Annotated in this window: 9 protein-coding genes; 3 read left to right on the forward strand and 6 right to left on the reverse strand. The window is 37.3% G+C overall.

The features are described from left to right. Position 1: 1 nt before the first annotated feature. Positions 2-1,561, reverse strand: coding sequence for an AbgT family transporter (locus ACYIAL_RS11090; protein WP_483751707.1), 1,560 nt, complete (start codon positions 1,559-1,561; stop codon positions 2-4). A gap of 650 nt (positions 1,562-2,211) precedes the next feature. Here ACYIAL_RS11090 and murJ point away from each other — a divergent pair. After that, positions 2,212-3,750, forward strand: a complete 1,539-nt coding sequence (gene murJ, locus ACYIAL_RS11095) for a murein biosynthesis integral membrane protein MurJ (protein ID WP_174796734.1) — start codon at positions 2,212-2,214, stop codon at positions 3,748-3,750. 747 nt (positions 3,751-4,497) lie between these two features. Next, positions 4,498-5,304: a hypothetical protein gene (locus tag ACYIAL_RS11100; RefSeq protein ID WP_483751708.1), complete on the forward strand. Its 807-nt coding sequence runs from the start codon at positions 4,498-4,500 to the stop codon at positions 5,302-5,304. A 1,041-nt stretch (positions 5,305-6,345) separates the two neighbouring features. Here the strand turns inward: ACYIAL_RS11100 and dusC are convergent. The 5 genes from dusC to ACYIAL_RS11125 all read right to left on the reverse strand — a co-directional run bounded on the left by dusC (position 6,346) and on the right by ACYIAL_RS11125 (position 10,734). After that, positions 6,346-7,308, reverse strand: coding sequence for a tRNA dihydrouridine(16) synthase DusC (gene dusC / locus ACYIAL_RS11105; RefSeq protein ID WP_483751709.1), 963 nt, complete (start codon positions 7,306-7,308; stop codon positions 6,346-6,348). After that, positions 7,305-8,078, reverse strand: a complete 774-nt coding sequence (locus ACYIAL_RS11110; RefSeq protein ID WP_483558681.1) for a molybdopterin-synthase adenylyltransferase MoeB — start codon at positions 8,076-8,078, stop codon at positions 7,305-7,307. The genes dusC and ACYIAL_RS11110 overlap by 4 nt, the downstream gene beginning before the upstream one ends. A 78-nt stretch (positions 8,079-8,156) precedes the next feature. Continuing rightward, positions 8,157-9,476, reverse strand: coding sequence for an amidohydrolase (locus ACYIAL_RS11115; RefSeq protein ID WP_483747914.1), 1,320 nt, complete (start codon positions 9,474-9,476; stop codon positions 8,157-8,159). A 20-nt stretch (positions 9,477-9,496) separates the two neighbouring features. Then, positions 9,497-9,946: a hypothetical protein gene (locus ACYIAL_RS11120; RefSeq protein WP_174796729.1), complete on the reverse strand. Its 450-nt coding sequence runs from the start codon at positions 9,944-9,946 to the stop codon at positions 9,497-9,499. After that, the gene (locus ACYIAL_RS11125) at positions 9,943-10,734 is read right to left on the reverse strand and encodes a DUF3100 domain-containing protein (RefSeq protein ID WP_065638865.1); all 792 of its coding nucleotides are present in this window, start codon (positions 10,732-10,734) and stop codon (positions 9,943-9,945) included. Before ACYIAL_RS11125 ends, ACYIAL_RS11120 begins: the two co-directional genes overlap by 4 nt. Before the next feature lie 277 nt (positions 10,735-11,011). On the opposite strand from ACYIAL_RS11125, the gene aspS reads away from it, so the two are divergent. Further along, positions 11,012-12,769, forward strand: coding sequence for an aspartate--tRNA ligase (gene aspS, locus ACYIAL_RS11130; RefSeq protein ID WP_483751710.1), 1,758 nt, complete (start codon positions 11,012-11,014; stop codon positions 12,767-12,769). Positions 12,770-12,771: the final 2 nt, after the last annotated feature.

Here is a 12,771-nt window from a genome sequence, read left to right on the forward strand (position 1 = left end):
ATTAATAATTTACAGGTGGATAGATATAACCACTGTCAAAACCGATTGGTAAACTTAAGAACCAAAAGAGTAATAAATTGACTGTTAATGCAATAAGCAGTGCAATGGTATAAGGAATCATCATTGAACTTAATGTGCCTACACCGGTGTTTTTGCAGTATTGCTGGCAATAAGCAATAATCAAAGGATAAAAAGCAAACATAGGTGTACTGACATTGACTGCCGAGCTGATACGGTAAGCGGCTTGCGTTAATTCTGGTGAGATGCCAACTGACATAAGCATGGGTACAAAAATCGGCGCTAATATGGCCCATTTAGACGATGCTGAAGTAATTAACACATTTAACATGCTTGTTAGAATTATCACACCGAAGATTGTGACCACTGAAGGTAGATGCAATGCTTTTAAAAACTCAGCGCCGCCAATCGCAATTAATGTTCCAATTTGTGAGTGAGAAAAGACATATAGAAATTGTGCACAAAAGAAAGCAAAAACAATAAATGGAATAAGAGATTTAGTGATGTTTTCCATTGCTTTGACAATATCGCGCGACGATTTAAATGCACCGGTTATAAAACCATGTATTAAACCTGGAATGGCGAAAAATATAAATAATAATGGCACAATAATTTGCATAATTGGTGCTTTATTACTCGTCATGCTTCCATCAGGCGCACGTAATAAAGAGTTTTCTGGTAATAATAATAACACTAAACCAATAGCAATCGCTAAAAAGACAATTGAAGCGACTTTAAATGCACGGTTCTCAACTGGTGTGATTGCTGGTGAATTGGCAATATTATCTAACTTTAAATCATTATTTAAAGGCATGGTTGCATTCAAACGAGGTTCGACGATTTTGTCGGTAACAAACCAGCAAGCTAACAATACAAAAAAGGTACCACCAAAGCTCAAGAAATAGTTGCAAAGTACATTGACTTGATAAGAAGGATCGATAATTTGTGCAGCACTTTGGGTAAATCCTTGCATAATTGGATCGATAATTGACGGCGTATAACTTGAGCTAAATCCCCCAGCTAAGCCAGCGAATGAAGCAGCAATACCCGCCAGCGGATGGCGCCCGATTGCATAAAACATCATCGCTGATACAGGCATTAAAATCACATAAGCCGAGTCAGCAGCAATATGGCAAACCATACTGACAAAAATAACCGATGGAGTGACTAATTTTTTAGGGGTGATAGCCAGTAATTTTTTAAGTAGCACATGGATATAACCACTACTTTCAGCAATACCAATACCTAATGTTGCCACAATTGTGATGCCAAGTGGTGGAAAAGAGACAAAATTAGGCACCATCTTGGTAAAAAAAGTGACAAGATGATCGGGGGACAGCATATTGACAACGACCAGTTTGCCTTGCGTAACAGGATTAATAAAATTAAAGTTCACACAAGAGAGTAATAAAGAAGCAACAAAACAGATGATTAAAGCATAAAAAAACAGTGTGGTTACATCAGGGATCTTATTTCCAATTCGTTCAATAGTATTTAGAAAGCCACCCGTTCTTATTGGTGACGGATTAGTTGTTTGATTCATGATAAAATTAGTATAAATATTATTCGGGATGATAATTTAACACAGATTTATTATGCTGGTAAATAACGCAAATCGCTATATTTTTATACTTAAACACGCTTTTATCTGAAGCTTTTTTACACTACAATTCTTGTAGATAAGTTTATCTTTAAACTAACGTTAATACGCATGTAGCTAAGTATTGTACTCATTGATCTTGAATATCGTTTAAACGGTATTAGGATTAATTTGCGAGCTATTATTCACTTTAGTTACATTTTTTTGTTAATTGTAAGTACGATCATAAAATTACATATTGACTACTTGGTTTTAAAAATAGAATGTAGTTTGTGAGTAAAATACTAAACTAACCTAATCAACATAAAAGTTTAATAGCTATTTTTGTTATTAATTAACATATTCCTATCTATTAAGGCTACCTACAATATGTCCTCATTTTGCAGAAAATTCGTGATCGGCTCTGAATGGTAGTTGGATACCTAAGCTTATCAAGGTGATACACAACACATTACTTTTGCAAAAATATCAACTATCAGTTTGATTTGTAAAAAGCTAAGTTTATTGAAAAAAGCATGGTGATTTAAAGTAATAGTTTGTAGACTATGCTCAATTATCGGTTTTAGGCTGTATACTTTGTATATAAATTGAATATGAATCTTTTAAAATCTTTAGCCACAGTTAGTTCAATGACGATGGTCTCTCGCGTATTAGGTTTTGTGCGTGATGCCATTATTGCGCGTTTTTTTGGTGCTGGTATGGCGACCGATGCTTTTTTTGTTGCCTTTAAACTTCCTAATTTACTACGTCGTATTTTTGCAGAGGGGGCTTTTTCACAAGCCTTTGTGCCTATTTTAGCTGAATATAAAAATCAGCAAGGTATTGAAGCAACGCGTACTTTTGTTGCTTATATTGCAGGATTATTAACGCTAGTATTAGCTATTGTTACCTTAATTGGTGTTGTCACAGCACCTTTTATTATTATGCTAACAGCACCAGGATTTATGCAAGAGACAACCGAAAAATTTGAACTTGCAACGACCATGTTGCGTATAACCTTTCCTTATATCTTTTTTATATCTCTGGCTTCACTTGTTGGCGCTATACTCAACACGTGGAATCGTTTCTCGGTTCCCGCTTTTGTACCAACACTACTCAATGTGAGTATGATTATATTCACACTATTTTTAGCACCTTACTTTAACCCTCCCGTATTAGCACTTGCCGTGTCGGTTGGAGTTGGCGGGATTTTGCAATTACTCTATCAGCTACCTTATTTAAAAAAGATTGGCATGCTAGTATTGCCCCGTATTAGTCTTAAAGATAGCGGTGTTTGGCGCGTTTTAAAACAGATGGGGCCGGCAATTTTAGGGGTATCTGTTGGGCAAATATCATTAATTATTAATACGATTTTTGCATCATTTCTCGTTTCTGGCTCGGTTTCGTGGATGTATTATGCAGATCGATTAATGGAATTCCCTGCCGGTGTACTTGGTGTGGCATTAGGTACCATATTATTGCCATCGTTAGCCAAAAGCTTTTCTAAAGGCGATCATAAACAATATTCAGAGTTGTTAGATTGGGGATTACGCCTCTGCTTTTTATTGGCTTTACCAAGCACGATTGCATTAGGTGTTATTTCTCGACCGCTTATATCAACGTTATTTGAATATGGCCAATTTACCTTAAATGATACATTGATGACACAGCGAGCCTTAGTGGCTTATTCTATCGGTCTACTTGGATTGATTTTAATTAAAGTGTTAGCACCCGCATTTTATTCGCGTCAGGACATTAAAACCCCCGTCAAAATTGCAATTGTCACGTTAATTTTAACACAGCTAATGAATCTCGTTTTTATTGGGCCATTACAGCATGCAGGCCTTTCACTATCCATTGGTTTAGCTGCTTGCTTTAATGCTGGATTATTGTATTGGCAACTGCGTAAAAAACAACTTTATCAACCCCAACCTGGTTGGTATCGGTTTTTGATTAAAGTCATTATTGCTGTAATAGTAATGTCTGCTGTGTTATGGTTTGGTTCACACTTATTACCTGACTGGTCAACCGGCTCAATGTTGGTTCGTATTGGGCGATTGTTTGCATTGGTAATTGTTGGAATCGTTGTTTATTTTGCGTCATTGATTTCTATGGGATTTAAGATCAAACACTTTATTAAACGAATTGATTAACAACAAACAATCATTAAAATTTTATTAAAAATTTAGGTAATAGGAACGTTTAAGTAAAAATTAATAAGGAAATAAGATGAAAAAAGTGTCTTTTTTTACTCTCCCCATTATTGGGGGTGTAGTTTATTTTTTATTGAGTTGTTTTTTTCAATGTATTTCGCATTTGTGCAATACCATTACGAAACTTTTTTAGACGTATTTCGGTTACTAGATTTTGGTATTTCATTTTATTTCTATCAAAATAAATTTGTAGATACATTATGGGTTTTTGGCGTGTTGTCGCTTGTTCTTCATTACAAAAATGTTCATATTATTAATAAAATCAATGTAATATTATTGATTTTTATGATGATAATATTTTCAATAATTGCTGCATTTATTCAACAAAGTATAATTATTTATTTCTACGAGCTATCTATTTAATAAAACTTTACAAATTTTCAACAAAAAATAGCGCATTATTAATCAACAGGATATGATACAGGCACTTTAAAATAAAGTAGCGCTCATTAATTGAGCTGTTTTTATTTAAATTTAAATAAAAACATAAATTTAATTGACTGGATAATCGAAATGCGTTACCATGACTATCATATCTGGCATCTGGCTTGCCAAACCTGCGCCCTAAATCTTTTTTATTTTCACTATAGTCAAAATCAGACTCTTTTCTTATTTTTATCACCGAAGTTATCGAAATCATCACGTTTAGTAAAGTCGTCGGATATATCGGTGTTTTTTTTGTGGAGGTTGAGTTTTTTACCTTTTTCATTTTTCTTCTCTAACCTATCTAATTTATTTGGGTTATCTAAATCACATAAATTATTTAAATTAACTAAATTCTCGCTGTTCTTTGCACCACTGCTTTTATTATCATACACGCAGGGTTCTCAGGCATTAACATCGCATACATCAAGGAAAATTGAGGGTAACGCGCCGTATTTAACGTTTGATGGTGGACTAACTAAAGTGACTTCGACGGATAATCTATTAGCTATTGAGTTGCCGGATGGTAGAACCCTCAAGCCATCAACTAACACATCAAGTTCGAGAAATCCGATAAAGCTAGTCAATGGAACTACTTTTAATGATATACACATGGTGGTGCCATTATCGGTAAATACAGTCAGTTTAAATGACTTAATTACTCAAGGTAATTGGGGAGATGACGATGGGGATGGCCAGGGTACTAATGGTGTTACTGCGACGGGAAGTGTATCGGTGAGTTTTACTGATGCGGATAATAATACTGTAAGTCGTAGTGAAGCATTAGATATTTGTAAGGTTCCTTATAAGATGACATTAAGTAGTACAGGAGGAGGTTTACAAACAAAGTACGGGTTACCTAATACAAGAAATTTTAGTAGTCAAACAGTGACGTATTATATTAATCCGTATGGTGGTACTCGTATTTGTTTTGTCAGGCCGAATACTAATGGTTCTGTCTTCAAACCCTCTAGCATGGTTCCTAATAAGGGATTTTTAGTTCAGTCAACAAGTTCGTCATCTTACGGCCTTAATTTTCCAACAATGGGGGGGGGATGGTTTGTATTTTGATTTACTCATAGCTGGGGTTGATGCCAGTCAGTTGACATGGCCTTCAGTCTCGCGTGGAGGGATAACAGCTAGGGTGAGTTGGAGACTGCCAAAACAAGGTGAGGAAGAGGATGCGTGGATTTATGAGGATGATGATAGATCTAGTTATGTAACGCGAGTAACCTTAACGGGCCCTAAGGCAAGTGATGCTCAAATGCAGTCAGATAATCCTAGCCCTTTAACCGTGCCATCTTTGCCGCAGACATTTGAGTTGGTGGGTAGAGATAGTAGTGGGAATGAGGTGAGGTATGGATTTGTGTTGAGACAGTGGTTTGTCCATCGAGGTACTAAACAGGATTATTGGTCTAACCAAATATCTTGGTGTGGTCGTTTGGGTTATCGTGCGCCAAAGCTCAAGGAGTTAACTAACGCGAAGTGTGGTTCAGATAATCGGTTCCCATGTTATGATGGCATAGATGGTGCCACGCCGTCGTCAAATACATGGTATAACACGCGTTATATAGGCGCAGGATTTTTCACGGAGTGGGGCGACTTAGGCCATTATTACATTGACGGGGGCTCCAACTTTATAGGCTTCTGGGACTCCAGCTGGACAAGCGACGCTACAGATAGCGGTGTCCACTTTATTGTCTATGGCGGTGATGTCCGCATTAGAGATGGGTCGTACCGCGAGCACATTTATTGCACCACACCTTAGCTTTTATTTCTTAGCCCTTAATCCTTAGGTCGTGGAGGGAGGGAGATGGTGCAAACGAGGATAATTTATTAAAGAACAGCGCCCTAGCGTAGTTGGGGGGCTTTATTGGGAGTGCGGTTGTTGTGGTTTAAATTCGAAGTTTATTTTGTTCAACAACGCTAATACGTCCGAAACCATTGCACCCAATCAATTGTAATCACAAAAAAGTATTGATTTATTAAAGTTTTTTGATGGAATAGCTTGTAAAAAACTTTAATAAAATCAATGTCTTTCCTGACTGATTTTTATGAAACCTTATCCCCCTACATCGTTATAATAAATGAACACCAATTGCTATTTTGTTATTACCTAAGGAAGTTATTTTGGCTGTTCTTCGTTAAGAAATCACTGATCTCTTGCTGTGATTTGAGTGTTCGAATATTTTGTAGGACGTCTGCTGCTTGAGCATAGTGCTGTTTTAAGTAAGCAAGCCACTGTTTGATGCGTGCAGAATGATAAAGCGCTTTAACGTCATCAACGGAGGATGTCGCATAGTGGATTAAAATTTCCATCACTTGTTGCCAACTGAATGCTGATTGTTCAGTTCGAATCATATTAGCTAAGTTAGGAATCGTTAAAATACCACGCCCTAGCATAATGTCGTTAGTTTGGCTTTGGTTTATGCAATTTTTTGCATCCTCAATAGAAAAAATTTCACCATTAGCAATAACGGGTATGTTTAGATGTTGCTTGATTTGACCTATTGTTTGCCAATCTATTTTTTCGGCTTTATAGCCGTCTTCTTTGGTTCTGCCATGAATAGCAATTTCATTGGCACCGGCAAGTTCAATGGCGCTGGCGATGTCGTGACAATGTGATTTATTATCCCATCCTAAGCGAATTTTGACTGATAATCTATGCGTTGCCCCAATTGCTTGCCTTACTTGGCTAACAATATTAAATATCTGCTCGGGATATTGTAATAAATAAGCGCCTCCGTGACTGCCAACGACCGTTTTGGCTGGGCAACCAAAATTGATATCGATACCATAAGAGCCTAATTCAATAGCTTTAACGGCATTTTCCGCCATCCATTCTGGCGACTGGCCAAGAATTTGCACCCGAACTGGCGTGCCAGATTTAGTTTTTCCGTTATGGTAAAGCTCAGGACATAGGCGATAAAAGGTTCGATTAGATAATTTATGATGGGTTACTCTAATAAATTCAGTCACACAATAATCAAATTGGTTAATTGAAGTTAAAAGTTGTCTGACTTGATAATCAAGCACACCCTCCATGGGCGCTAAAATAATGAGATTAATTTTCATTGAGAAACCTGATTAGTATGACTATTTCCACAAATGCGACAGTTAAGTTGTTTGGTAAATTTAACTTGGTTAAATTCCATTGTCATTGTATCAATCATTAATACACGACCAATTAATGGTTTTCCATATTGGGTTAGCACTTTGATGGCTTCTAAGGCTTGCATGGTGCCAAACATGCCAACAAGTGGTGCCATGACACCCGCTTCAACACAAGTGAGTTGATCTTGACCAAATAAGCGGCTCAAACAGTGATAACAAGGTTCATCAGGCTGATAAGTAAATACGCTTAATAATCCCTCCATACGGATTGCTGCTCCAGAAACTAGTGGTTTTTTTACATGAAAACAACAACGGTTAATTTGCTCTCGTGTCACTAAGTTATCAGTACAGTCGATGACAATATTATGCTGTTTGATAAGCGCAATGAGCTTGTCATCGTCAAGTTGCTGATGCACTGTTTCAATTAACGTATTGGCATTGATATTGGTTAAGGCTTTTTTTGCAACCTCGACTTTGTATTGATTGATAGCTCTTTCGGTATATAAGATTTGTCGATTTAAGTTGGATTTTGATATGGTATCAAAATCAACTAACGTTAATTTACCTAAACCTGATGCTGCCAAATAGAGCGATGCCGCACAGCCGAGTCCACCTAAACCGATGATCAGTGCTGAACTGTTTTTTAATATTTGTTGTTTATCAATATCAAAACCACGCAATGTGATTTGTCTATCATAACGAAACAGTTCTTGATCAGTCAGTTCTTGCATAGTGGGTGTTTATTGTGGTTAATTATGAAGAAGCATTATAACAGAAACTTGGCACAACAATGTGCCAAGCCATTAAGATTATTTGTCAAAGCCAGACAGGAATGTTAAATATTCTTCTTTGGTCATGAGTGGTTTATATTCTGACATCAGTGTTTGTGCTGGTTTTGCGTCGTCATAAAGTAAATCGATAATTGTACAGGCCATCATTTGCGCAGGACGGATGTAAGCCATATCTTCATCAAATACGGTATAATCTTTACCATGTAAAACACCTCGAACCGAACCAATCCATGGGTGGCTAACAGGCATAATATGGGATAGATCGCCAGTATCCGTGCTTCCTGTCATATGAGGGGCAACTGAAACATTTTCTTCACCAATTAACTCTTCGGCATTACGTTTTAAAAGCTCGTTAAGCGTTGAGTTGTTATTTAATGGTAGATAGCCAGGCAAGTCCTTAATTTCACAGGTGGCACCAACTGCCATAGCGCCTGCTTTTAGTGCTTGATTAATTCGTTCATTGGCATCAATCATGGCGGGCACATTGCCTGCTCGTACATAGCTTTCCATTCTTACATCGCTTGGAATCACATTAACTAAATCACCACCTTGGGTAATAATCGGGTGGAATCTAATATAGTCTTTTTCTTGAAATGTTTCGCGAATAGCATGCACACCCATCATTCCCATCATTGCTGCATTTAAAGCATTGACACCCGCATGTGGCGCAGCAGCCGCGTGTGACGCTTCGCCTTTATATTTAATCAGTTTACCGATAAAACCATTACTGGTGGTTGATATTTCGATAAAACCATCTTGGCGGTCATTGGGTACGCTAGTTAAGTGTATTTGTAGTGCCATATCAACATCGTCAAATTCACCCCGCGAAATTAGTTCTGGTTTGCCACCAATATATTTGATTTTACCTTCTTCAATTAAGCGATTGCGATAAGTGATTTCAACATATTCTTCAGCAGGTACTGCAAAAGGTACGACATCGCCCGCTAAAAATTGCATAGCCCCTGCATCAATTAATCCCATCGTGACTGCCATCATATTGGCAATTTGCGCATTATGCCCACAACAGTGCGCAGCGCCAGAGATTTCGTCAGCAGCAGGGTGATCTGCACAAATAATGGCATCAAGTTCACCAATAACAGCAATGCTGTACTGACTACCTTTTCCTCCTTTTAAGCGACCTTTTACGCCAGTTATAGCCAATTTATTTTTAAATGGCACACCTAATTTTTCAAAGGCTTCTTCGACTTTTTTGGCGGTTTTGTGTTCTTTATAACCAAGTTCTGGTTCAGCCCAAATTGACTGAGCAATCGCTTTGATGTCAGCTTTTCGGTTTGCTATTGCGTTACAAACCTTTTTTTTAAGTTCTTCTTTCGTCATACGTTAAATCCTAATTCAAATTAGATGACACCTTCCCAATGCAAGGTGATTTGTGCAATGATTGCCGCAAAAATAAAGGTACCTGAAAACACGGCTAACGAAACAGGGATGATTCGCCAAGAGATACTTTTAAATAATGCTAAATCTTTGCCAATAGCCAGTCCTGCATAAGCAAGTACTGGGGTACAAACAGCCAATAAAGAAACCTGATCAGTCATTGAAACAACTTGTTCGTGATAAGGAAATATTGGTGATGAAGCTACTGCGGCTACGACTGATACCCATAAAATAACTGGAAATTTGTTTAATAGTGGAATTTTACCAACAAAATAGCCGGCTATTGATATAGCAACTAAGATTGATAATGCTTGTAATGACATCATAAAATCAATTTTGTAACCTACAGTATTGCCGGCAGCCATAATAATAGCAACTAAGATCAGTAAAAATATTGTTTCTAGGCATTTCATGATAGCGATCCTTCTTTGTTACGTCGTAAGCGGGCAAAAAGGTTATATAAGAAAGAGGCAAAAGGTAACGAAAATAGCGTATAAATATAAATGCCAACAATACTCGACATTAAGTTTGCGGTTGTTGCATAGGCTTTTATTTCACTAGCCATTTCAGGATAAAGGTCACTTATTGGTGCAAGTGAAGCCGCCATCATACTACCGCTTCCAACCCCAGCTCCCATCGCTAACGCATAAGGATGAAGGATATCTAATTTTGCCATTACACTAGCAAGTATGCTCATCCAAATAGCACCATAAAGTGTGCCACAAACATACATCGCCATAACGCCTCGACCTTCAGCAGAATCTAATCCATATTTATCGGCAACGATCGCGATATTGGGTTCGCGAGCAACTGAATACGTTGCGCCCACCGCTTCACGTTTCATGCCTAATATCATTGCCAGTGGTAAACCTAATAAAATCGTGCCGGCAAAATGCCCCAACTCTTGAAAAATTAAGGCTAACTTCGCGTCTTTTAGAATCATATCAATTTTAGGACCAACCGAGACGCCAAGCTTGGCAACAAGCAGCATTAAAGTGACTATCATGATAGCACTAGCATGATTCATATTTTTTAGTTTTAATATTTTTAATTTGGGCAGGCTAATTATTCCGCCAATAATCATGGCGTATAACATCGGATACACTGAGATAGTCCAGATCGATTGTTTACCGATGAACTCACATACTAAAACAACGACTAGTGCAAGAGCATGTACTCTATAGTCTTTTAAAATTTCCATCCTTATGGCCTCATAGAATATTTTATTGTTAATAAAATTAGTTATGGTCACTAAAATCGTAATCAACAATTATCATTGTGTAGTTAATATACATAACCTAATTTACTTACGTCAACAAACAAGTTTCATCAATTACGCGTTAGTAAACAATATGGTAATAACAGCACAAAATATTTAAACAATTAAAGAAGAAATCTCAATAAATGCCTTTATAAGGGTTTTATTTGTTTTATAATAAACGCTATTTTTAAAGATTGATACTTAAACAGGATATTTTATGCGTTCAATTTATTGCGGTCAGTTAACGGCATCTCATATTAATCAAGAAGTAACATTGTGTGGATGGGTCAATAAACGTCGAGATTTAGGCGGTATGATTTTTATTGATATGCGCGATCGTGAAGGCATTGTTCAGGTGTTTTTCGACCCTGATTATCAACAAGCGTATCAACTTTCTGGTGAGTTACGTAATGAATTTTGTATTCAGATCAAAGGGAAAGTGAGAGCTCGCCCTGAAGGTCAAATCAACAAAGAGATGGTAACTGGCGAGGTTGAAATTTTGGCCACTGAGCTGACTATATTTAACCGTAGCGATGTTTTACCTCTTGATTTCAATCAAAACAATAGTGAAGAACAGCGTTTAAAATATCGTTATATTGATTTACGTCGCCCTGAAATGGCAACGATTTTTAAAACTCGTGCCAAAATTACTGCGTTTGTTCGTTCATTTATGAACGAGCATGGTTTTTTAGATATTGAAACCCCAATGTTAACCAAGGCAACACCTGAAGGGGCTCGAGACTATTTAGTACCAAGCCGAATTCATAAAGGTGAATTTTATGCGCTTCCACAATCGCCACAACTATTTAAGCAATTGCTGATGATGTCAGGATTTGATCGCTATTATCAAATTGTAAAATGTTTTCGAGATGAAGATTTGAGAGCCGATCGTCAACCTGAATTTACTCAAATCGATGTTGAAACTTCATTTATGACAGCCGAACAAGTGCGTGAGGTTATGGAACAAATGATTCGTGAACTTTGGTTGCATGTTAAGAATGTCGATTTAGGTAAGTTCCCTATCATGACTTTTGCTGAGGCGATGCGTCGTTTTGGTAGCGATAAACCCGATTTACGAAATCCGCTCGAAATTATTGATGTGGCTGATATTGTTAAAGATGTTGATTTTAAAGTGTTTTCAACTCCAGCCAATGATCCTAAAGGTCGTGTAGCTTTACTTTGTGTACCAAATGGCACTCAATTAACTCGCAAGCAGTTAGATGAATATACACAATTCATTTCGGTTTATGGTGCTAAAGGTATGGCATGGATTAAGGTTAATGAACGTCATAAAGGGCTAGAAGGCGTACAAAGTCCTGTAGCAAAATTCTTTGATGAATCACAAATGGAAGCCCTACTTAATCGAGCCAATGCTAAAGATGGCGATATTCTGTTATTTGGTGCTGATAGTTATAAAGTTGTGAGTGATGCACTCGGCGCATTACGTTTAAAAGTTGGTAAGGATTTAGGCTTAACTGATGAAAGTAAATGGGCAGTGCTTTGGGTTGTTGATTTCCCTATGTTTGAAGAAACCGACGAAGGACTAAGTGCAATGCATCATCCATTTACGTCACCAAAAGACTATACACCAGAAGAACTTATCAAGAATCCAGAAAATGCAGTTGCAAATGCTTATGATATGGTTATAAATGGTTATGAAGTTGGTGGTGGATCGGTTCGTATTCATCGTAGTGAAATGCAGCAAGCAGTTTTTTCAATTTTAGGTATTAATGAACATGATCAACGTGAAAAATTTGGCTTTTTACTTGATGCATTAAAATATGGCACACCACCACATGCAGGATTAGCATTTGGATTAGATAGATTAAGCATGTTATTAAGTGGAACCGATAATATTCGCGATGTGATAGCATTTCCTAAAACAACCGCTGCCGCATGTTTATTAACAGATGCTCCAAGCCCAGCTAACGCGGCGGCATTAACTGAACTGGGTATTGAAGTAAGTAAAAAATAGCG

This window comes from Gilliamella sp. X-57 (assembly GCF_057063565.1).

Coding starts and splice junctions, on each gene's coding strand:
- ACYIAL_RS11090 (WP_483751707.1), bottom strand. CDS start 1,561: ATGAATCAAACAACTAATCCGTCACCAATAAGAACGGGTGGCTTTCTA.
- murJ (WP_174796734.1), top strand. CDS start 2,212: ATGAATCTTTTAAAATCTTTAGCCACAGTTAGTTCAATGACGATGGTC.
- dusC (WP_483751709.1), bottom strand. CDS start 7,308: ATGAAAATTAATCTCATTATTTTAGCGCCCATGGAGGGTGTGCTTGAT.
- ACYIAL_RS11110 (WP_483558681.1), bottom strand. CDS start 8,078: ATGCAAGAACTGACTGATCAAGAACTGTTTCGTTATGATAGACAAATC.
- ACYIAL_RS11115 (WP_483747914.1), bottom strand. CDS start 9,476: ATGACGAAAGAAGAACTTAAAAAAAAGGTTTGTAACGCAATAGCAAAC.
- ACYIAL_RS11120 (WP_174796729.1), bottom strand. CDS start 9,946: ATGAAATGCCTAGAAACAATATTTTTACTGATCTTAGTTGCTATTATT.
- ACYIAL_RS11125 (WP_065638865.1), bottom strand. CDS start 10,734: ATGGAAATTTTAAAAGACTATAGAGTACATGCTCTTGCACTAGTCGTT.
- aspS (WP_483751710.1), top strand. CDS start 11,012: ATGCGTTCAATTTATTGCGGTCAGTTAACGGCATCTCATATTAATCAA.